This window comes from Rhizobium sp. CF122 (assembly GCF_000282035.1).
Lineage (GTDB): Bacteria > Pseudomonadota > Alphaproteobacteria > Rhizobiales > Rhizobiaceae > Rhizobium.
This window is the reverse complement of sequence record NZ_AKKA01000068.1, coordinates 124,635-145,265: the sequence shown is the minus strand read 5'-3', so window position 1 is coordinate 145,265 and position 20,631 is coordinate 124,635. Positions and strand designations below refer to the sequence as shown.

General features: G+C 61.3%; 18 protein-coding genes and 1 pseudogene. 15 read left to right on the top strand and 4 right to left on the bottom strand.

Going from position 1 to position 20,631, the window contains the following annotated elements; translation table 11 throughout:
• The first annotated feature begins 60 nt into the window (after positions 1-60).
• Positions 61-519 (top strand): GNAT family N-acetyltransferase, encoded by a 459-nt coding sequence (locus tag PMI09_RS12335; RefSeq protein WP_007793778.1) that lies wholly within the window; start codon positions 61-63, stop codon positions 517-519.
• On the opposite strand, the gene PMI09_RS12330 is transcribed toward PMI09_RS12335, so the two are convergent.
• Positions 520-1,698 (bottom strand): AI-2E family transporter, encoded by a 1,179-nt coding sequence (locus PMI09_RS12330; protein ID WP_007793774.1) that lies wholly within the window; start codon positions 1,696-1,698, stop codon positions 520-522.
• A gap of 204 nt (positions 1,699-1,902) precedes the next feature.
• Between PMI09_RS12330 and PMI09_RS12325 the strand changes: the two genes are divergently transcribed.
• Positions 1,903-2,520: a GntR family transcriptional regulator gene (locus tag PMI09_RS12325; RefSeq protein WP_007793772.1), complete on the top strand. Its 618-nt coding sequence runs from the start codon at positions 1,903-1,905 to the stop codon at positions 2,518-2,520.
• 3 nt (positions 2,521-2,523) lie between these two features.
• A complete protein-coding gene (locus PMI09_RS12320) occupies positions 2,524-2,979 on the top strand; it encodes an OsmC family protein (protein ID WP_007793768.1) in 456 nt (151 codons plus the stop codon).
• Between the two features lie 5 nt (positions 2,980-2,984).
• Here the strand turns inward: PMI09_RS12320 and parE are convergent, their stop codons facing one another.
• Positions 2,985-5,057: a DNA topoisomerase IV subunit B gene (gene parE, locus PMI09_RS12315; protein ID WP_007793765.1), complete on the bottom strand. Its 2,073-nt coding sequence runs from the start codon at positions 5,055-5,057 to the stop codon at positions 2,985-2,987.
• A 216-nt stretch (positions 5,058-5,273) separates the two neighbouring features.
• Between parE and PMI09_RS12310 the strand changes: the two genes are divergently transcribed.
• The 6 genes and pseudogenes from PMI09_RS12310 to PMI09_RS12285 all read left to right on the top strand — a co-directional run bounded on the left by PMI09_RS12310 (position 5,274) and on the right by PMI09_RS12285 (position 12,107).
• A complete protein-coding gene (locus tag PMI09_RS12310; RefSeq protein WP_037082913.1) occupies positions 5,274-6,158 on the top strand; it encodes a phospholipase in 885 nt (294 codons plus the stop codon).
• A gap of 194 nt (positions 6,159-6,352) precedes the next feature.
• A complete protein-coding gene (tpiA, locus tag PMI09_RS12305; RefSeq protein ID WP_007793760.1) occupies positions 6,353-7,123 on the top strand; it encodes a triose-phosphate isomerase in 771 nt (256 codons plus the stop codon).
• Positions 7,124-7,230: 107 nt separating this feature from the next.
• A complete protein-coding gene (secG, locus tag PMI09_RS12300; protein ID WP_007793758.1) occupies positions 7,231-7,734 on the top strand; it encodes a preprotein translocase subunit SecG in 504 nt (167 codons plus the stop codon).
• Positions 7,735-7,874: 140 nt separating this feature from the next.
• On the top strand, positions 7,875-9,503 hold the full coding sequence (locus tag PMI09_RS12295) for a CTP synthase (protein WP_037082873.1): 1,629 nt from the start codon (positions 7,875-7,877) through the stop codon (positions 9,501-9,503).
• A 73-nt stretch (positions 9,504-9,576) separates the two neighbouring features.
• Positions 9,577-10,046: pseudogene (locus PMI09_RS12290) on the top strand (SRPBCC domain-containing protein); the annotation flags it as partial.
• A 222-nt stretch (positions 10,047-10,268) separates the two neighbouring features.
• Complete coding sequence (locus PMI09_RS12285; protein ID WP_007793750.1) at positions 10,269-12,107, top strand: ABC transporter ATP-binding protein; 1,839 nt, start codon at positions 10,269-10,271, stop codon at positions 12,105-12,107.
• A 52-nt stretch (positions 12,108-12,159) separates the two neighbouring features.
• Here PMI09_RS12285 and PMI09_RS12280 read toward each other — a convergent pair whose 3' ends face one another.
• The gene (locus tag PMI09_RS12280) at positions 12,160-13,248 is read right to left on the bottom strand and encodes a citrate synthase/methylcitrate synthase (protein ID WP_007793748.1); all 1,089 of its coding nucleotides are present in this window, start codon (positions 13,246-13,248) and stop codon (positions 12,160-12,162) included.
• Positions 13,249-13,333: 85 nt separating this feature from the next.
• Here PMI09_RS12280 and PMI09_RS12275 point away from each other — a divergent pair, with 85 nt between their 5' ends.
• From PMI09_RS12275 to PMI09_RS12250, 6 genes are all read left to right on the top strand, one after another.
• Positions 13,334-14,479 carry a citrate synthase gene (locus tag PMI09_RS12275; RefSeq protein WP_007793745.1) on the top strand — a complete coding sequence of 382 codons (1,146 nt, stop codon included), beginning with the start codon at positions 13,334-13,336 and terminating at the stop codon, positions 14,477-14,479.
• A 108-nt stretch (positions 14,480-14,587) separates the two neighbouring features.
• Positions 14,588-15,121, top strand: coding sequence for a FecR domain-containing protein (locus PMI09_RS12270; protein WP_007793741.1), 534 nt, complete (start codon positions 14,588-14,590; stop codon positions 15,119-15,121).
• Positions 15,122-15,128: 7 nt separating this feature from the next.
• Positions 15,129-16,988: a CHASE2 domain-containing protein gene (locus PMI09_RS12265; RefSeq protein WP_007793737.1), complete on the top strand. Its 1,860-nt coding sequence runs from the start codon at positions 15,129-15,131 to the stop codon at positions 16,986-16,988.
• Between the two features lie 97 nt (positions 16,989-17,085).
• On the top strand, positions 17,086-18,954 hold the full coding sequence (locus PMI09_RS12260; protein ID WP_007793728.1) for a DEAD/DEAH box helicase: 1,869 nt from the start codon (positions 17,086-17,088) through the stop codon (positions 18,952-18,954).
• Positions 18,955-19,009: 55 nt separating this feature from the next.
• Positions 19,010-19,441 (top strand): GNAT family N-acetyltransferase, encoded by a 432-nt coding sequence (locus PMI09_RS12255; RefSeq protein ID WP_007793724.1) that lies wholly within the window; start codon positions 19,010-19,012, stop codon positions 19,439-19,441.
• Positions 19,442-19,460: 19 nt separating this feature from the next.
• On the top strand, positions 19,461-20,162 hold the full coding sequence (locus tag PMI09_RS12250) for a class I SAM-dependent methyltransferase (protein WP_007793722.1): 702 nt from the start codon (positions 19,461-19,463) through the stop codon (positions 20,160-20,162).
• A gap of 6 nt (positions 20,163-20,168) precedes the next feature.
• Here the strand turns inward: PMI09_RS12250 and PMI09_RS12245 are convergent, their stop codons facing one another.
• Positions 20,169-20,585: an ACT domain-containing protein gene (locus PMI09_RS12245; RefSeq protein WP_007793719.1), complete on the bottom strand. Its 417-nt coding sequence runs from the start codon at positions 20,583-20,585 to the stop codon at positions 20,169-20,171.
• Positions 20,586-20,631 lie beyond the last annotated feature (46 nt).

The following is a 20,631-nucleotide window of genomic DNA, read 5'->3' as shown; positions in this document are numbered from 1 at the left end:
AAGGCGCCCCAGCAATAACTTTTCGTCATGCGGGAGCGCGCGCCAAGACAGGAAAATCCCGTGTCCATCACGATTGCTCTGGAACCACCGCGCCAGGAAGGCGTGCTCCGTCTCCTCGACATGTCCGACACCTATGCGCAGTCGCTGTATCCACCGGAGAGCAACCACCTCGTCGACATCTCGACGTTGGAAAAGCCGACCGTCAGCTTCTTTGTCGCCCGCAACGATAACGCAATCCTCGGCTGCTGCGCGCTGGTCGAGGTTGGCGACGGAACGGCGGAGATCAAACGCATGTTCGTTGACCCGGCCGCGCGTGGCTTGAAGGTGGCAAGCAAGCTGATGAATGTGCTCGAAGCAGCCGCAACTGAAAAGAGGCTTTGGGCCGTTCGGCTCGAAACTGGCATCTACCAGCCGGAGGCAATCGCTCTCTACCGCAAATACGGCTATGTCGACATCGAGCCGTTCGGCAGCTATCTGCCGGACCCACTCAGCCTGTTCATGGAAAAACGGCTCGCCTGATCATTCAGCCGCGCGAGACGCTGGCGGGGCCTGTTCGTCGATCATGACTTGTGGCCCCGTTTCCGCATCGTGAACCTCGTGCATCCACTCTCGCCAGATCGCGACAATCAGGGCCATCAGAACCGGCCCGATGAAGAGGCCGAGGAAGCCCATGGTCTTCACGCCGCCCACAAGGCCGAAGAACGTGGGCAGGAATGGCAATTTGATCGGGCCGCCGACGAGCTTCGGGCGCAGCGTCTTGTCGACAATGAACAACTCGACCGTTCCCCAAACAAAAAGACCGACGCCGGCAACGTGTGAGCCACTGGCGAGCAGATAGACGGACACCAGCGTAAAGGAGAGCGGCGCACCGCCCGGTATTAAGGCCATGATGCCAGTCAGGACGCCGAGCGTGACAGGTGAGGGGACACCGGCGATCCAATAGGCGACGCCAAGCACGATGCCCTCGCCGATAGCGATCAGTGTCATGCCCATGACGGTCGAACTGATCGTTGCCGGCACGACCCGGGAAATCCGCTCCCAGCGGTTGGGGAGAATGCGCTCGCCGAGCATATCGATCTGCTGCGAGAAGGCGGAACCATCGCGGTAGACGAAGAACAGCGCAATCAGCATGAAAAGCAGCGTCAGCAGCAGGTGGAAGGCGCCGCCGCCTGCGGCGAGAATCGCCCGATAGATGTTGCCGATGTTGGCGCCGCTGACAGCCTGGATGACCTCACCCATGGAGCCGGGGCTGCCGATGTATTTGGTCCATAACTCATCGAGATAAGGGCCAGCGAAGGGCAGGGCGATGATCCACTGCGGCGTCGGCGCGCCCGACCTGTTTGCATGCACAGCCCAGGCGACCCATTCCCGCACCTCTCCTGTCGTGTAGGTCACGGCAAAAACGATGGGCAAAACCAGGAACGTGACGATCAGTACAATCGCGATGGTGGCAGCGATTGTTGTGTTTCCGCCGACGCGCTCGAGCAATCGGCGGTAAAGCGGCCAGCTCGCAAAACCGATGACTAGCGCCGCAAGCACGGGGACGGCAAAGCCGTAGAAGAAGTAAACGCCAGCCGCGACAACGAGAACCAGCAGCCAGCGCGCTGCAGAGATCGAGGGAATTAACGGCGTGCGGGCAGGGCCCGAAGGGCCGAGCCATCGCGACTCTCGCTGGATATTGTTGTTCGGAAGGCTCACGTCGTTCTTTTCCCCTTATTTTGACTATGGATATGGGCCATGCATCCCTCGGGCGCAAGCACAATGACGGATTTATGCCGTCGACTGGCACCCGAGATCCCCGGCGATCTATACTACGCTCCTTAGCCCCATTCTCCGCAATCAATATGACAGAAATCCCGCAACAGCGTTGCCAAAATTCATTTCAGCAGATAGTTTGGATCCATGGATACAACCACAATTGCAACGGCGCTGCGGCGCGAAATAGAAGCCGGGCGTCTGCTGCCAGGAACAGTCTTGAAGCAAGAGCTCCTGGCGAAGCGATTTGGTGTCAGCCGGCAGCCGGTGCGTCAGGCGCTTGATCGACTGCTGGCGTCGGGCCTGCTCGACCGGCGGCCGGATCGAAGCTTAGCTGTCGCCGGTTTGACGGAAGAGCAGGCGCGCGAGCTCGCCGATATCCGTGCGGCGTTGGAGAGTATGGCACTGCGTGGAGCGCTGCCGACCCTCGGTGGTAGCGACTTGCGTAAGGCGCAGCGTCTCAATGAAGATCTGGTTGAAGAGGAGGACCCTGCTACCCTGGAAGAGCTGGATGTCGCTTTTCATCGAACGCTCTATGGGCGATGCGGCAATGCCCGCCTTCTTTCTATGATCGACGAACTGCGACGTGAATCGCGTCGCGCCTACTCGAGGCAGCCGAAGGGCTCCGATGAGCGCGTCATCCTCCATGCCGAGCATCGCGCCATCATCGATGCCTGCGCACGTCGCGACGAAGCCGCAGCGCTGCAAGCATTGTCGGACCATTTGCAAATGACAACAGCGCGCCTGACGCGCGAAGGAGAATGACAGATGACGACGTTTTCCGCAGAGGTTGCGTGGGACCGGGGCGCGGCAAATTTTATCGACGGACGATACAGCCGCGGACACACATGGAGCTTCGACGGCGGTGCCACCGTCGCCGCCTCCGCTTCGCCACACAATGTGCCGCTGCCCTATGCCGTGGCTGAGAATGTGGATCCGGAAGAGGCGTACGTTGCGTCGCTGTCAAGCTGCCACATGCTGTTCTACCTCTGGCTTGCTTCAAAGAAGCGCATCATGGTCGACAGCTATGTCGATGCAGCAACCGGCCTCATGGAAACCGTGCAGGGCAGAACGATGGTGAGCCGTGTCGAGCTTCGGCCGCGCGTCACTTACTCAAGCGACAATCCCAGCCGTAAACTCGAAGAAAAACTGCATCACGAGGCGCACGAATTGTGCTTCCTCGCCAACTCCGTGAAGACGGAGATTACCGTACGCCTCGACTAGACGTTCTAGATATCTAGGTTTTCCGCAAAGGCAGCACGATCCTGAATGAACCGGAATCGAGCTTCCGGCTTCGTTCCCATCAGATCGTCGACCGCCGTGCGTGTGCCCTCGAAATCCACCTCGTCAATCACCACGCGCAACAGCGTGCGCTTGCTTGGGTCCATGGTGGTTTCCTTGAGCTGCGCCGGCAGCATTTCGCCGAGACCTTTGAAGCGGCTGATTTCGACTTTGGCCTTACCCTTGAACTCGGTCTCCATCAACTCGGCCCGGTGCGCGTCGTCGCGGGCATAAGCCGACTTCGCGCCCTGGGTGATCTTGTAAAGCGGCGGCACGGCAAGAAAGAGGTGACCGCCACGGACCAGCTCGGGCATCTCCTGATAGAAGAACGTGATGAGCAACGATGCAATGTGAGCGCCGTCCACATCGGCGTCGGTCATCACGATGATGCGTTCGTAGCGAAGGTCTTCTTCGCGATACTTCGAGCGTGTGCCGCAGCCGAGCGCCTGCACGAGATCAGCCAGCTGCTGGTTGGCGCCAAGCTTTTCGCGGCCGGCACTGGCGACATTGAGGATCTTGCCGCGTAGCGGGAGGATCGCCTGGTTGGCACGGTTACGCGCCTGCTTGGCCGAGCCGCCTGCCGAGTCGCCTTCGACGATGAAGAGTTCGGCACCCTGGGCGATGTTCTGTGCGCAATCAGCGAGCTTGCCGGGCAGACGCAGCTTGCGCACGGCCGTCTTGCGGTTGACTTCCTTTTCCTTGCGACGGCGCAGGCGTTCCTCCGCGCGCTCGATGACCCAATCGAGCAGCTTGGCTGCTTCGTTCGGATTGTCGGCGAGGTAGTGGTCAAACGGATCGCGAAGTGCGTTTTCGACGATGCGCTGAGCTTCAACGGTCGCAAGCTTGTCCTTCGTCTGGCCGACGAATTCAGGTTCGCGAATGAAGACCGACAGCATGCCGACGGCCGAGATCATCACGTCATCGGTGGTGATCTGGGCGGCGCGCTTGTTCTGCGTCAGATCGGCATAGTTCTTCAGGCCCTTGGTCAGCGCGATACGAAGGCCTGCCTCGTGCGTGCCACCTTCGGGTGTCGGGATGGTATTGCAATACGAATGGACCTGAGGATCGCCGCCGTACCAGGTGATCGCCCACTCCAGCGAGCCGTGACCGCTGGTTTTCTCGGTCTTGCCTGCGAATATCTCGCGAGTGACAGTGAATTCCTTGCCCATCGTCGCCTGCAGGTAATCCTTCAGGCCGCCGGGGAAGTGGAAGACCGCCCTATCAGGTATCTCTGAGCCTTGCGGAAGCACACCTTCTTCGCAGCTCCAGCGGATTTCCACGCCGCCAAACAGGTAAGCCTTGGAGCGTGCCATACGAAACACGCGCCCCGCGTCGAACTTCGCGTGCTCGCCAAAAATCTGCGGATCGGGGTGAAAGCGAACACGCGTGCCACGACGATTATGGACGTCGCCGAGTTCCTCCAGTTCGCCCTGCGGCAAACCGCGGGAGAAGCGCTGGCGGTATAGCTTCCGGTTACGCGCAACCTCGACTTCCAACACGTCGGAAAGCGCGTTGACGACAGAAACGCCAACGCCGTGGAGGCCGCCGGATGTCTCGTATGCCTTGCCGTCGAACTTGCCGCCAGCGTGCAGCTTGGTCATGATGACTTCGAGCGTCGACTTGCCCGGAACCTGCGGATGGTTTTCGACGGGTATCCCGCGTCCGTTGTCGCTGACTGTCAGATAGCCTTCGCGGTCGAGATACACCTCGATAAAGTTGGCGTGGCCGGCGACCGCTTCGTCCATCGAGTTGTCGATCACCTCAGCGAACAGATGGTGCAGGGCCTTTTCGTCGGTGCCGCCGATATACATGCCCGGACGCATGCGAACGGGCTCGAGTCCCTCGAGAACGCGGATTGAGGACGCACCGTAGTCGTCGGATGTCGAGCTCACGGGCGCTGGACGCGAGACCGCAGCAGCGGCCTCGGCGGGCGCTGCCTTTGGCGGCGCGGCAGGCTTTGGAGCCTCCTCCTGCTTCGGTGTCAGGGGCAGTCCGGAAAAGAGGTCGTTGCTATCGTCCATGGGGTCGTTCAGATCTTCATCCTGTTCAGGGCAGGCGGCTTATGCCATGCCTGACCCAAAATCACCGCATTTGATGTCACGTTTGCGAATCAGGCAGATTCTGCCAGAAAGCGCCTTGTTACGCGACGCCGCCCATCCGGCGGACTTTCTCAGGAATTGGTTTGCGTTGATGGGCGTGGAATGGCAAGCGGCCACAAGGCTCAGGGAACCATGCGCATGCGAATGTCCACAAGTCATTGTGCCATTATCGCCGCAATTGCGGCCTTTTTCCTAGCGGCGTCAGCAAGCGGCCAGGCCGCTGAGCGGCTGCCACCCTTTAAGGACGATCTCTTTTCCACACAAAATGTGCTGGAGACGAGCAACGGTGGCTCGCTCGATGTCATCGAGTACGACGAGATGCGCGACATTAACGGCCGCGATCAGATACCCCAAAAACGTGCCCAACAAAAATACGTGTCTCTCGGCATCAGAAAGCAGCAATCGGATGAGACGTTGCAGCTTGGCGGCCAACGGCTCGATGTCACCCGGGTGGGACAAAGCTCGGGAGCCGCATTTACGGTCATCTTCGTTCACGGACGCAACGGCGACCGGCGTCTCGGCGCCAACGACTACAGCTTCGGCGGAAACTTCAATCGCTTGAAGAACCTAGTGGCCGGCAACGGCGGCGTCTACTACTCGCCGTCGGTCAAGAGCTTCGATAGCGATGGAGTGGCCGCGATTGAAGGTCTGATCCGTTACGTTTCCAAACAATCGCCCGGTAAGCCGCTCATCCTGGCCTGTGCGTCGATGGGCAGCCAGGTCTGCTGGGGTATTAGCCGCGATCCGGATAGCGCAAAGCGCCTCAAGGGGATGGTGATCCTGAGTGGCGTTGCCGATCCGGATTTTGCCAAAAGTCCTTTCTTCAAGGCCAGGCTGCCGCTTTGGTTCGCGCATGGCAGCCGCGATCCCGTCTATGAGGCGACAGACCAGCAGACGCTCTTCGAGAAGTTGCTGAAGGCAGGTTACCCTACGCATTTCACGCTCTATCAGACCGGCAATCACGGAACGCCGATCCGCATGATCGATTGGCGCCGTACGCTAAACTGGATATTGGGTTCCTGACGATCGCTCAGAAGACAGGAGGCCGGATGACGTACAAGGCGTCCCGCTCTATGATTTTCAGCAACATCAGCCCCAAATTTTAAGCATCTGCGCGACAAAAAGCCGTTATTTCCCTTAACGAAAGGGGCGAAACCTTTTCATTGATCCCTGCTTTTGCTAAGGCCGCTCGATACGTGGAAGATTGGAAGGCTGGCATGACACCTGACGTGCGCCCGCTCGTGGCGGGAAACTGGAAAATGAACGGCACACGTGCCTCCCTCGACCAGATCAAGGCGATCGCTGAAGGTGTTCAGGGGCAACTTTCCGCGAAGGTGGAGGTGCTGATCTGCCCTCCGGCGACGCTGCTTTATGTGGCCACGGCGCTCTGCACAGATAGCCCGCTTGCAATCGGCGCGCAGGATTGCCACCAGAATCCGTCGGGCGCCCACACCGGCGATATCTCGGCCGAGATGATTGCGGATTGCTTCGGCACCTACGTCATCGTCGGGCATTCGGAGCGTCGCACCGACCACGCCGAGACCGACCACCTTGTTCGCGCCAAGGCAGAGGCCGCCTTCGCCGCGGAACTAACGGCGATCGTCTGCATCGGTGAAACGGCTGACGAGCGCAAAGCCGGCCAGACCCTCGACATCATCAAGCGTCAGCTTTCCGCCTCGGTACCGGATAGCGCGACGCCGGAGAATACGGTCATTGCCTACGAGCCCGTCTGGGCGATCGGCACCGGTGTCACGCCGACCGTGGAAGACGTCGAGAAGGCTCACGCCTTCATGCGTTCCGAGCTCGTCGCCCGATTTGGCGATGCCGGCAAGGAGATCCGTATCCTCTATGGCGGCTCGGTCAAGCCAAGCAATGCGAGAGAATTGATGGGCGTCGCGAACGTCGATGGCGCCCTGATCGGCGGCGCGAGCTTGAAAGCGACCGACTTCCTCGCCATTTACGGCGCATACGAAGCGTTGCTTGCTTAGAGCCGTGTATATTCCGAGCCGAAGGGCTTGGAATAGCGGATGACCTCATGTAAAGAGCGCCAGAATTTTACTTTATGCCCGCCGCGCGCGTGGGCAGGACTGGACCCATGCAGACCGTTTTGATTGTCATCCATCTCATGATCGTGCTGGCGCTTGTAGGCGTCGTGCTCATCCAGCGCTCCGAAGGCGGCGGCCTCGGTATCGGCGGCGGTTCGGGCTTCATGTCTGCCCGCGGCACGGCCAATGCGCTGACGCGCACGACCGCGATCCTGGCGGCGCTGTTCTTCATCACATCGCTTGGTCTCGGCATCCTCAACCGCTATGAGAGCCGTCCGACGGATATTCTGAACCGTATTCCGGCGACGGGCGGGCAGGGCAACGGCATCCTCGATTCGCTCGGCGGCCAGAACGGCAACACCGCTCCGGTCGCACCAGCTCCGGCCCCGCAGAGCAGCAACGGCGTTCCGACGGGCGGCGCATCCGCTCCGGCTCCGGCAGCAACCGCGCCCGCAGCCCCGGCAACGGCCCCGTCCACTCAAACTGCTCCGGCAGCACCGCAGGCCACCACGCCTGCCGCTCCGGCGCCAGCCACCGTCCCAAGCGGACAGTAAGCGGCAGACAGCATAAACCGCCGGCAGCCCTTCGGGTCTGCCGGTTTTCTTTTGTTCAGATTCCGCGCTGGCGCCAAAAATTCTGGAAATGAATTTTTGGGCTGGTGGAATCGTTTTTGAAAAGGTATCCGGTGAATCCCATGGCGCGATACGTATTCATCACTGGCGGCGTGGTTTCCTCTCTCGGTAAAGGAATTGCGGCCGCGGCACTCGGAGCGTTGCTGCAGGCCCGTGGTTACCGGGTGCGGCTTCGCAAACTCGACCCCTATCTGAACGTGGACCCGGGCACCATGAGCCCGACCCAGCACGGCGAAGTCTTCGTCACTGACGACGGTGCCGAAACTGACCTCGATCTCGGCCACTACGAGCGCTTCACCGGGCGTTCGGCGACCAAGACCGACAACATCACCACTGGCCGCATTTATAAGAACATTATCGACAAGGAACGCCGCGGCGACTATCTCGGCGCAACCGTTCAGGTGATTCCGCACGTCACCAACGAGATCAAGGATTTCGTCACCGAGGGCAATGACGACTACGACTTCGTCATCTGCGAGATCGGCGGCACGGTCGGCGATATCGAGGCCATGCCCTTTATGGAAGCGATCCGCCAGCTCGGCAACGACCTCCCGCGCGGCACGGCGATCTACGTCCACCTGACGCTGATGCCCTATATTCCGGCCGCAGGCGAGCTGAAGACCAAGCCGACGCAGCATTCCGTCAAGGAACTGCAGGCCCTCGGCATTCATCCCGACATCCTGCTGGTCCGCGCCGACCGCGAAATTCCGGAAGCGGAACGCCGTAAGCTCTCGCTGTTCTGCAATGTCCGCCCGTCCGCCGTGATCCAGGCGCTCGACGTCGCCAACATCTACGACGTGCCGATCGCCTACCATAAGGAAGGCCTCGACAACGAAGTGCTGGCAGCCTTCGGCATCGAGCCGGCACCGAAACCGCGCCTCGATCCTTGGGAAGAGGTCTGCAACCGGATCCGCACGCCGGAAGGCGAAGTCACGATCGCGATCGTCGGCAAGTACACCGGCCTCAAGGATGCCTATAAGTCGCTGATCGAAGCGCTGCATCACGGCGGCATCGCCAATCGCGTCAAGGTCAAGCTCGAATGGATCGAATCAGAGGTCTTCGAAAAGGAAGACCCGGCGCCTTACCTTGAGAAGGTCCACGGGATTCTCGTTCCCGGCGGCTTCGGCGAGCGTGGCTCGGAAGGCAAGATCCATGCGGCTCGCTTTGCGCGCGAACGCAAGGTGCCGTATTTCGGCATCTGCTTCGGCATGCAGATGGCCGTCATCGAAGCAGCCCGCAACCTTGCCGGCGTGGATAGCGCGTCTTCGACCGAATTCGGCCCGACGAAGGAGCCGGTCGTCGGCCTGATGACCGAGTGGGTGAAGGGCAATGAGCTGCAGAAGCGCACGGCATCGGGCGACCTCGGCGGCACGATGCGCCTTGGCGCCTACAAGGCTGCGCTGAAGAAGGACACCAAGATCTCCGAGATCTATGGCTCGACCGATATTTCCGAGCGCCATCGCCACCGCTACGAAGTCAATATCGATTACAAGGATCGTTTGGAAGACTGCGGTCTCGTCTTCTCGGGAATGTCGCCGGACGGCGTGTTGCCAGAGACGATCGAATATCCGGATCATCCCTGGTTCATCGGCGTCCAGTACCATCCTGAGCTTAAGAGCCGCCCACTCGATCCGCATCCGCTGTTCGCAAGCTTCATCGAAGCGGCGACTGAACAGAGTCGCCTGGTCTGATCAATAAGATGCCGCCTCGCCATATCGGCGCGGCGGTCTTTTCAATTGGCGTACCGTCGCTATCTTGCGTCGGATGAGCCAAAACCGCAGCACGACTGTTTCCCAGATCATTCACGCACCGCCCAGCGCGGTCTATGCGGCCTTCCTCGATGCCAAGGCCGTTGCTACATGGCTGCCGCCAGGCGAGACGCGCGGCATTGTACATGAGTTCGAGGGCAGGCAAGGCGGCGCGCCTTCAGCATGTCGCTCGTCTATCCGGACGGAGAGACCGACATGGAGGGCAAGACCTCGGAGAAGACCGACCGGTTCCGCGGGAAAATTGCGCAGTTCATCTCGAACTCTCTCGTCGTCTGGAAGACGGTATTCAATTCCGACGATTCGGCCTTTGCAGGCGAAATGACGATCCGCACCCATATGCGGCCGACCGCGGACGGCACAGAGGTTACCATGATGACCGATGACATTCCTGTCGGGATAGGTTTGGAAGACAATGAGCTCGGTTGCCGGCAGACGCTCGAGCAACGCGCTGCCTATCTCAAGGGGCAGAGGCAGAATTCTCCCTTTTCGCGCAAAGACATTCACATACGCAGCCCAAGATGGTAAGAACGCGCCATGCGCCAGTTGAAGCTGGCGCAAAGCGACCCATGGGGAGATCGTTTGATGAGAACCAACGGCACCGGAAATTACCGCTGAGCAGCAGTGCCGGTGTGGGCTGCCTGTTCGGCCCGTCATCAAATGTCATCATCCTGCCCCTGGAGGGCCTTCATGTTTCGTCGCTTCGAAAAGCTGTTCGATCCATTCCAACGCTATGACCAAAGCCCCCTGTCTAACCGGGTCTGGCCTTTTATCTTCGATACGTTGCAGCCGCTTCGTGGTGTCGTTGCCGCGAGCCTGCTACTCACTACCGTTGGCGCGATCCTGGAAGTCTGGCTGATCGGCTACGCCGGCCGGCTAGTCGATACGCTTGCGGCCATTCGCCCCGACGAGCTTTGGGAGCGCCATGGCGCCGCGCTCCTTATCGCCGCGTTTCTGCTGTTAGTCATCCGTCCGCTGGCCACCGCCGCACGAGAGGCACTCGATGACATCGCGTTCCGGCCGACTGCCGTCGCGATGGTCCGCTGGCGCGCACTTCGCCATGTGCAGGGCCAGTCGGTCGGCTGGTTCCAGAACGACTTTTCAGGACGCATCGCCTACCGGGTCCAGGAACTCGGCAACACAGCGACGGGAGCCGCCTATTCAGTCATTCACATCATCTCCTATGTGGCGATCTACGTCCTCGGCTCCATCTGGCTGATGGCCTCGGCAGACGCGCGTCTGGTGGTCCCGATGGTCACGTGGGTCGGGCTGTACTTCACGCTCATGGGCTTCGTGATCCCGCGCGTAAGAAATGCGTCGCAGCGGTTTCAGGAGGCGGACTCGGCGCTCTCCGGGTTGTTGGTCGACACCTTCGCCAACATGGACACGATCAAGCTCTTCTCCCGTCAGCGAGACCAGGATCGGGACAACCGCAGCCATCTCGACAGGGTGCGTCGGGCCTTTATCTCGGTGCAAGGGCTCGAGGTCCTGGTCAATAGCAGCATGGTTTTTCTCAGCAGCCTGTTGATGGTCAGCCTGATTGGCTACTCGCTCATCCTTTGGCAATCGGGAGCTGCCCCGCTCGGGATGGTCGCCGCCGCTTTGGCGCTCGGCTTCCGCATCACCGCCATGGCCGAATGGCTGCTCGATGCGGTCGCGGCCCTATTCAATTATGTCGGGGCCGCGCGCGACCAGCTCGGCACCATCGCACAGCCGGTCGATATTCCGGATCGCTGCGAAGCAGCTGAGATGAAGCTCAATGGTGGCTCGCTGTCCTTCGAGAACATCACGCACCACTACGGCAAGGAAGGCGGTGGGCTTGATGGCGTCACGCTCAACATCAAAGCCGGCGAAAAGGTCGGGCTCGTTGGCCGTTCGGGGGCGGGAAAGTCGACGCTCGTCAATCTCGCCATGCGCTTCTTTGAAGCTGAAAGCGGACGGATCCTGATCGACGGTCAGGACATCCGCGCAGTGACGCAGGAGAGCCTGCGCGGCCGATTCAGCGTGGTAGCGCAAAATGCCACCCTGCTGCATCGCTCAGTGCGGGACAACATCGCCTATGGTCGCGAGGACATGCCGCAGTCCATGATCGAAGCCGCGGCCCTCAAGGCTCACGCCGATGGTTTCATACCGGGACTCAGCGACCAGGAGGGACGGACCGGCTATGACGCGCATGTGGGTGAACGTGGGGTGAAGCTTTCCGGCGGCCAGCGCCAGCGCATCGCGCTTGCCCGAGCGATCTTGAGAAACGCGCCTATCCTGGTTCTGGACGAAGCGACCTCCGCACTCGATTCAGAAGTCGAGGCCGCTATTCAGGACACGCTTTATGGCTTCATGGAAGGCAAGACCGTTGTGGCGATCGCGCACCGTCTCTCGACGATTGCACGTATGGATCGGATCGTCGTGCTGGAAAGGGGGCGTATCGTGGAGGAAGGGGGGCATGCCGACCTGCTCCAGGAGAACGGCATATATGCGCGGCTCTGGGCCCGCCAATCCGGTGGTTTTCTGGGCGTCGAGCCTGCGGATTGAAACAGCAGCCCGGGCCCGGCCGCCACGCGGCCGGGCTGTCTTATTGGCGACGTCATGCCGCTTGCGGCAATGGCCCGACATAGACCGAGCGGGGACGGATCAGCCGGCCTTCCAGGCTCTGTTCGCGCGCATGGGCAATCCATCCCACGGTCCGGCCGATCGCGAAGACGCCGGTGAAGGACTCTCTTGGAAATCCCAGCGCATCGAGTAGCAACGCTGTGTAGAATTCGACATTAACATTAAGCGGACGATTCGGCTTACGCTCCTTGAGGATTGCAAGCGCCGCGTGCTCGACGGCTTCCGCAAGGTCGATCCGCTCGCGATCGACCTGCGCGGCCAAGACGAGCGACCGAAGAGCCTGATTCAGGGCATCGGCGCGCGGATCACGCACCCGGTAGATGCGGTGGCCGAAGCCCATCAGGCGCTCGCCGCGGTCCAGTGCCTGGCCGAGCCAGTCGCGTGCATTCTCGCTGGTTCCAATCGCGTCGAACATATCGAGCACAGGGCCGGGGGCGCCGCCATGCAGCGGTCCCTTGAGGGCACTCAGCGCCGCAAGCACCGATGAGGTCAGGCCGGCGCGCGTCGAGGCGACGACGCGCGATGCGAAGGTCGAGGCATTCAGTCCGTGGTCGGAGATGGTCACCAGATAGGCATCGAGTGCAGCCGTCTGTTCCGCGCTCGGCAATTGGCCGGTCAGCATGCGCAGGATGTCGGTCGCCTGAGAAAGGGAGCCGTCCGGCGCTACCGGGTCGTTGCCAGCCTGCAGACGGAGGATCGCCGGCAGGAAGACGGCAGGCGCAGCCAGCAATCGAAGGGCGGCTTCGAAATCCTCGCCATCTTGCAGGCGAGCGATGAGAGCCCGCATGACTTCCACAGGCGGCAAAGCCAACAGCTCCGAATCGAGCGTCGTCACGTGCGCGAACAGGCGCTCCCGCATTTCGCCCAACCGCCGGTCGAGAGCCGCTAGAGTAAAATGCCGCTCCATCAGTCCGTCGAGCAAGAGGGCGGCAACGCTTTCATAGGTTGCTGTAGACACGAGATGATCGAGCGACACACCGCGGATGATCAGGCGGCCCGCTTCGCCGTCCACATCGGAGAGCTGCGTTTCAGCTGCGATGACATCTTCCAAACCGTTCTTCATGGTGTTTCTCCTTTACGCAGAGCAGGATCGAGCCTAGATTGATTGACGTCAATCTTGATGTAATTGATCAATGTAAGAGGACAGGATGTCCTGGCTGACCGCCGAGCAGGCGCTTGAGAAACTCGGCACGAAGCCGCAAACGCTTTACGCCAATGTGAGCCGCGGCCGCATCCGGGCCAAACCTGATGCCACCGATCCGCGGCGAAGTCTTTACAGCGCAGCTGACGTGACGCGGCTGGCCGAGCGACATGCGGGCCGCCGAAAGACCGAGACGGTTGCGGCAGACACCATCCAATGGGGTGATCCGGTACTGCCATCTGCTATTTCCACCATTTTGGATGGCCGGCTCTACTATCGTGGCCATGACGCCGCCGCCTGGGCGGAACATGCGACGCTGGAGGAAACCGCAACGCTTCTATGGAACTCTGGACAGATTGCGGCGGCGCCGGGCGAGGCTCCGGAAGCGGCGCCCTCGCTGGAACGCGCATTTGTTCTGCTCGCGCAGCGTGTCACCCACGACCTGCCGACCCTTGGACGGTCGCCGAAGGTGCTGAAGGCCGAAGCGCAAAGTATCCTGTCGAGCGTCTCTGGTGCCCTAGCACCAGATACGAGCGCTTTGCCATTGCATCTGCGCCTCGCCATGAGTTGGCGCAGGCCTGAAGCCGCCGACTGCATCAGGCGCGCGCTTGTGCTCCTCGCAGATCACGAACTCAACGCATCGACCTTCGCCACCCGAGTCACAGCCTCTTCAGGCGCAACGCTATCGGCTGCCGTGCTGTCGGGCCTCTCGACCTTGACTGGGCCGCTCCACGGCGGCGCGTGGCAGGGCGTCGCCTCATTGATCGAAGACGTCAATGCCCTTGGGGCCAGCGCGACCGTACGGCAGGCGCTGACGCAGGGAAGATCGCTCCCCGCCTTTGGCCACCCTCTTTATCCGGACGGAGACATCAGGGCAAAGGCGCTGATGTCCCAGTTCTCCTTACCCCCGAGCTACGCCGAACTGGCGAGGGCGGGGCAGGAAATCATTGGAGAAAGCGTCAACATCGATTTTGCGCTGACGGCTATGACGGCTGTCTTCGATCTTCCCGCAAATGCGCCGCTTGTGATCTTCGCGCTCGCGCGTACCGTCGGGTGGCTCGCTCATGCCATGGAGCAGGTCGAGAGCGGCCATCTCATTCGTCCAAGGGCGCGCTATACGGGACCGTCAATCGAAACATCGCTTAAAGCATAGACTCTGTCGGATAGCCGTTGACGTTTCGGCATGCGTGCTGCAGCAATCAGCGTATGATGGCCGCCGCACGCTGGGTCGTCCGATGGTGCATTCAGGTAGGGGACGGATATGCTTGTAAACTCCAGAATGCTTTTGGCGCTGGTCGTATGGGGTAGCGTTGCCTGTCTGTTCGGCTCGGATGCAGCGTTTGCACAAGCGAGCGGATGCACCATGGAGCGCATGGCGGGGACCTCGCGGCAAGTCATGCGGTGCGCGGATGGCGTGACGATCGTTGCCGAGAGTGGGGCCCGCTTCAATATCATCGACCGTAACCGCGATGGGCGACCGGACGCGGTGTCATTGCGCAACAAGGCCGTGCTCGTGGATGTTGACCGCGCCCAGCGGCCGGGCGGATTCGAGGTCGTCACGCCACAAGCGATCGCGGCCGTCCGCGGCACGCGCTGGGCTGTCGATGTCAATAGCGGCACGACCTCCGTCTTCGTCGTGCGCGGCCGCGTCGCGGTCGGTCGTCCCTCGGCGGGACGGCGGGTCGTGTTGAGTGTAGGCGAGGGCGTTGACGTCACGCGAGGCAGCACCCCGTTGGCTGTCCGCCGCTGGCCACCGGCCCGCGCCGCAGCCCTGCTTGCCCGCCTTGGCCAATAGCGCCCCAATGCAGGGCAGACGGCTCCTGATCACGATCGCGCTGCTGCTGGCCGCACTATGGGGCGGGCTTCTCGGCTATATGCATCTTTCGGGCAGTATGAGCTTCCTCGACCGCCTCGAGGCTTCGCTGACCGATCTTCGAAGCACTGTAGTCGGCGCGCGGGTGCCACCTCCGATCACCAGCATCGTCGCAATCGACGATCAGACCGCCGCCGACAACGGCTATCCGCTCAATCGGGCGACACTCGCCCGCTTGGTGTCCGCCGTCAGCGCCTTGAAGCCGAAGGTCATAGCGCTCGATCTCTTGCTGGTTGATCCCGGATCGGACGAGGGCGATGCAGCGTTGGCTTTGGCACTGCAGCAGACGCCCAGTGTCATCGCCGCCGCCGGCGTTTTCCCGAAAGAGATACAGGTGGTCGGCATCGACGCCAACGATCCGCTGGCGGCGATACCGACTGCCAGCAAGATGCTGTTACCCCTTGGCCGCTTTTCCGACGTTGCCGCCATTGGCGTCGTCAACGTGGCTACCGATGAGTCAGGCACACCGCGTTTCATTCCCCTGATCTCCCGCGGCGGCGAGCGGGTCGATGCCTCGTTTCCATTGCGGGTCGCTTCGCTGGCACTGGGCATCAATCCGGCGTTCTCGCCTGGCGGCCTTGCACTTGGTGACCGGCATCTGCCGACCGACAATGGGCAGCGGCTGCCAGTCACCTTCTACGGCCCACGCGGCACCATTCCGACCTTCAGCGCTGCGGATGCACTGGCCGGAAAGCTCCCCGCCAAGGCGATCGAGGACAGGATTGTCGTGATCGGCTCGACCGTGACCGGCGGCGGCGACGTCTTCCCGACACCTTTCGATCCGGTGCTCCCAGGCGTAGAGGTGATGGCGACGGCGGCGACACATCTGATTGCCGGCGACAGCATCGTCAGAGACCGCAACGTACGTTTGCTCGATTCGCTTATAGCCTTGGCTCTGCCGCTGCTGCTGATCAGCCTGCTTGCGTGGCGGCGCAGCGCCATCGGCTATGCCATCATTGCCTCCGCGGCGCTCGCATGGGCCGCTTTGAACGTTGCCGCCTTCGCGCATGGCTACTGGTTCAGCGCAGCACTGCCCATCGCAGCAGCCCTGCCGCCCGTCCTGCTCTTCGGCGCCGCCGAGATCTGGATCGATCGTCGCCAGGCCGCGCACTTCGCGGCGCAAAGCGACCTCTTGCAGCGCATCGAGGCACCGGGCATGGGCGAGTGGCTCGCGCGCGATCCGAACTTTCTCGCGAAACCGATCCGACAGGACGCCGCGGTCATCTTCATCGACCTCTCCGGTTTCACGGGCTTGAGCGAGGCAATCGGCGCGACGAATGTCCGCGAAGTTCTCAGCGATTTCTTCGAGCTTGTCGACGAGGAGGCGCGCTCGCATGGCGGGGCAGTCACCAGCTTCATGGGCGATGGAGCGATGATTCTCTTCGGCTTGCCGCAACCGGCTGACGACGACGCGACGCGGGCCGCCGCCTGCGCAGTCAGCCTGTGTGAGCGGATGCGGCCCTGGCTCATCGCCCATTCGGCCATGAGCGGCCAAAAGATCGGTTTCAAGGTTGGGGCACATTGCGGTCCGGTCGTCGCCTCGCGGCTCGGGAGCGGCAATCGCCAGCAAATTACGGCGACCGGTGACACCGTGAATGTCGCAAGCCGCCTGATGGAAGTAGCTGCAGAACGCGGTTTCAAGTTGGCATTGAGCGCCGCCTTGATGGCGGCGGCCGGGCCGGAAAGCGCACCGCTTCGCTCTGGCCAGCTCGAAGGCCCAGCGCAAGCGCGCATTCGTGGCAGAAACGAAGGCATCGACGTATGGCTCTGGCAGGGACATCCGCTTTGACATTTTGCGTCTGACCAAGTAGGAACGGCCAACTTCTCTGCTGGCAACTGCCGGCCAAGGCGCAACGTGCGCGTGAGACTTCCGAAAGATAGACAACATGACAGATTTTAGCGGCGTCGTTCCGGCGATCGCCAAGGCGTTGGTGAAACGCGGCTATACCGAGCTGACGCCGGTTCAAAAGTCCATGCTCGACCCTGCGCTTGCCGCGTCGGACGCCCTCGTTTCGGCCCAGACCGGCTCCGGCAAGACCGTCGCCTTCGGCCTCGCGCTGGCGCCCACGCTACTGGAAAACGAGGACCGTTTTGGGCCTGCGGCCGAACCGCTGGCGCTCGTGATCGCGCCGACGCGAGAACTCGCGCTCCAAGTCAAGCGCGAGCTAGAATGGCTTTACGAAGCAACAGGTGCCCTGATCGTCAGCTGCGTCGGCGGCATGGACATCCGCAGCGAGCGCCGCGCGCTGGAGCGGGGTTCCCATATCGTCGTCGGCACACCCGGTCGCCTCTGCGATCACATCCGCCGGCGCGCGCTCGACATTTCTGCACTCAAGGCCGTCGTGCTTGATGAAGCCGACGAAATGCTCGACCTCGGCTTCCGCGAAGATCTCGAGTTCATTCTGGATTCCTCGCCGGATGACCGTCGGACCCTGATGTTCTCAGCAACCGTTCCGGCGGCCATTGCTAAGCTGGCGAAGAGCTACCAGAAGAACGCGGTGCGGATCGCGACGGCGACCGAAGAAAAGCAACATGGGGACATCGAGTATCGGGCTCTTGTCGTGTCGCCAAGCGACCGCGAGAACGCAATCATCAACGTCCTGCGGTACTACGAAGCAACTAATGCAATCGTGTTCTGTTCGACGCGAGCGGCGGTCAACCATCTCACCGCTCGCTTTCACAATCGCAACTTCCACGTCGTCGCCTTGTCTGGCGAGCTGACACAGAACGAACGCAGCCATGCACTGCAGGCGATGCGCGATGGACGTGCTCGCGTCTGTATCGCGACGGATGTCGCCGCCCGCGGTATCGACCTTCCCGGCCTCGACCTCGTCATTCACGCGGACCTGCCGACCAATCCCGAAACTCTGCTTCACCGCAGCGGTCGCACAGGTCGCGCCGGCCGCAAGGGCGTTAGTGCACTGATCGTGCCGCTGAACGTGCGCCGCAAGGCTGAACGCCTTCTTGGCAATGCCGGCATCTCGGCCGCATGGGCTCGTCCACCGTCAGCGGAAGAGGTCACGGCACGCGACGAAGCGCGTCTGCTTGCCGACCCCATCTTCGAGGAAGCGCCGAGCGAGGAAGCTCAGGACCTGGTCAAGCGGCTTCTCGATACGCATGGGGCCGAAAAGCTCGCCGCGGCCTTCGTCAATCTCTACCGCTCCAACCAGTCTGCACCGGAGGATCTGGTCGAGGTCTCGGTCCAGGACAGCCGCGGTGGCAAGCGCCGCGAGACCGCCGACGAGCCACGCGAACCGTATCAGAAGGGTCCGCGCGATGACTTCGGGGCGAGCGTCTGGTTTTCGATTTCGGTCGGCCGCAAGCAGAATGCAGAGCCACGCTGGCTGATCCCGATGCTTTGCCGAAACGGCAATCTGACGAAACGAGAGATCGGCGCGATCAAGATGCAGACCGACGAAACTTACGTCGAGATTTCAGCGGCCCGCGCCGACAGCTTCCTGCAGTCGATCGGTCAGAACAAGACGATGGAGCGCGGCATCCGCGTCACGCCCCTCGACGGCACACCCGATTTCAGCAAACCAACAGCCTTGAAACCCTATGCTGGTAAGAAGGCCTTTGGCGAGCGTCGTGAATTCAGCGACGACCGCCCGAAGGATAAGTTCCGCAAGGAAGCCCGCAGCGAGGGCGACGAGCGACGCGATTCAAAGCCCTGGGGCAAGAAGCCGGGCAAGCCGAAGTTCGAGGGCAAGGGCAGCGGTGGCCCGAAGCCCAAGTTCTCAAAAAAGAAGGGATAACCATCCCAACGGCGACGCAGTTTTTGCGTCGCCGCTAGAGACAGGGGAGAGGATAATGGCAAATATGATCGTCTTACCGGTTCCTGTTTTCAGCACCCTTTGCAACGAGGCGTTCAAGCTCCGACGTGCGGTCTTCATCGCCGAACAGAATGTACCTGCCGATGAAGAATTCGATGCGCTTGACCTCACGGCGCATCATGTCGTCGCTGTGGCGGGCGGCGAGGTTTGCGGGACACTCCGGATCATCCATGCGAAGGAGCATGTGAAAATCGGCCGCGTCGCGGTCAGCAAGGCATGGCGCGGACACGGTGTCGCGAGCGCGATGTTGACCTATGCGATGAACGAGCACCGATCCGTTCGTGAGAATCGATTTTATCTGACGGCACAAAGTGACAAAATAGCCCTCTACGAACGCTTCGGATTCGTCGCGTTCGGCAACGAGTTCCCGGATGGCGGGATGCCGCATCTGGCGATGAAGAATTATTGATTGGGCGAGTGGGAAGGGAATGAGGGGACTGCACCGCCGTGAGCGTAGCCCAAATCGCGGCGCTCTCTCGCTAGTGGATGTTCACACCTTTATCGTCGAAAACCTGCAACTGAAACCGGCACCCGGCTTGCCTGAGATACAGCTTTATACAGCTCATCCCGGCAGTGGGCTCTCGCGTCTCAGATCCAGCGACGAGGAGGATTCACCGCCTTATTGGGCCTATAACTGGGCCGGCGGAACCCTACTTGCTCGCCATATCCTGGAGCATCGAGACATCGTTCGCAATCGTCGCATCCTCGATCTCGGCGCAGGTTCGGGCATAGTCGGGATCGCGGCTCGAAAATGCGGAGCATCCCGGGTGATTGCAGCGGAGATCGACACGAACGCGATCGCGGTAATCGCTCTCAACGCCGAAGCGAACGGCGTGACAGTTGAAGTAACGAGCGCTGATGTTCTCGCAGGCGACCCGCCCGACGTCGATATTATTCTTGCGGGGGATGTCTTCTACAGTGCCCAGCTTGCGCAGAGAGTTTTGCAGTTCCTTACGGCCAGTCGCAAGGCGGGCATCGAGGTGCTCATAGGGGATCCGGGCAGACGGTCACTGCCGCGCGCAGCGTTGGAGCTTATCGCGGAATATGCCGTCCCCGATTTTGGCGACTCTTCGACCGGACAGGCTGCCATTGGCGGCGTATTCACGCTGCCGCATCCGGCTGATCGATGAGGACGCTCAGTTAGACGATGCTTTCTGTAGCTTCAGCAAGGCGTCCAGCGCCAAGTCCGCCATGGCAGCTGGAACGAAGACGTGATCGTGATGGTAGGCTGCTACCATGTTGCACGGCATTGAATGGGCTGCCAATTCGGAGGCAACCGCGGCCGTCAAGCCCACACCTTCCAGCGACGAAAAGACTTCCAGAACGATACGCCGCATCGGCACATCGCAATTGAAACCGAGTTCCGCTGCCCGGCTCTTCGAGAGGATCAGGGAGATTCCTTCACGCTCACGAAACCAGGCCAGCGCATCGGGAGCCGCAAGCCTGGCGACATCCTGGTCTGAGGTCACGCAGAATACGAACTCACCCTCCATGAGGGTGGGCGTCATGCCGGACAGCATCGCATGCGTGTCCCGAACGGTCTCATTCGTCATCGCAATCCTGCCTTCAGTTCGCCAGTCATACCCGGCACCACAAATA

What these genes read in the sequence shown, in the direction of transcription:
- PMI09_RS12325 (WP_007793772.1), top strand. Translation starts at nt 1,903, where the DNA reads ATGGATACAACCACAATTGCAACGGCGCTGCGGCGCGAAATAGAAGCC.
- PMI09_RS12320 (WP_007793768.1), top strand. Translation starts at nt 2,524, where the DNA reads ATGACGACGTTTTCCGCAGAGGTTGCGTGGGACCGGGGCGCGGCAAAT.
- parE (WP_007793765.1), bottom strand. Translation starts at nt 5,057, where the DNA reads ATGGACGATAGCAACGACCTCTTTTCCGGACTGCCCCTGACACCGAAG.
- PMI09_RS12310 (WP_037082913.1), top strand. Translation starts at nt 5,274, where the DNA reads ATGCGAATGTCCACAAGTCATTGTGCCATTATCGCCGCAATTGCGGCC.
- tpiA (WP_007793760.1), top strand. Translation starts at nt 6,353, where the DNA reads ATGACACCTGACGTGCGCCCGCTCGTGGCGGGAAACTGGAAAATGAAC.
- secG (WP_007793758.1), top strand. Translation starts at nt 7,231, where the DNA reads ATGCAGACCGTTTTGATTGTCATCCATCTCATGATCGTGCTGGCGCTT.
- PMI09_RS12295 (WP_037082873.1), top strand. Translation starts at nt 7,875, where the DNA reads ATGGCGCGATACGTATTCATCACTGGCGGCGTGGTTTCCTCTCTCGGT.
- PMI09_RS12285 (WP_007793750.1), top strand. Translation starts at nt 10,269, where the DNA reads ATGTTTCGTCGCTTCGAAAAGCTGTTCGATCCATTCCAACGCTATGAC.
- PMI09_RS12280 (WP_007793748.1), bottom strand. Translation starts at nt 13,248, where the DNA reads ATGAAGAACGGTTTGGAAGATGTCATCGCAGCTGAAACGCAGCTCTCC.
- PMI09_RS12275 (WP_007793745.1), top strand. Translation starts at nt 13,334, where the DNA reads ATGTCCTGGCTGACCGCCGAGCAGGCGCTTGAGAAACTCGGCACGAAG.
- PMI09_RS12270 (WP_007793741.1), top strand. Translation starts at nt 14,588, where the DNA reads ATGCTTGTAAACTCCAGAATGCTTTTGGCGCTGGTCGTATGGGGTAGC.
- PMI09_RS12265 (WP_007793737.1), top strand. Translation starts at nt 15,129, where the DNA reads ATGCAGGGCAGACGGCTCCTGATCACGATCGCGCTGCTGCTGGCCGCA.
- PMI09_RS12260 (WP_007793728.1), top strand. Translation starts at nt 17,086, where the DNA reads ATGACAGATTTTAGCGGCGTCGTTCCGGCGATCGCCAAGGCGTTGGTG.
- PMI09_RS12255 (WP_007793724.1), top strand. Translation starts at nt 19,010, where the DNA reads ATGGCAAATATGATCGTCTTACCGGTTCCTGTTTTCAGCACCCTTTGC.
- PMI09_RS12250 (WP_007793722.1), top strand. Translation starts at nt 19,461, where the DNA reads ATGAGGGGACTGCACCGCCGTGAGCGTAGCCCAAATCGCGGCGCTCTC.
- PMI09_RS12245 (WP_007793719.1), bottom strand. Translation starts at nt 20,585, where the DNA reads ATGACGAATGAGACCGTTCGGGACACGCATGCGATGCTGTCCGGCATG.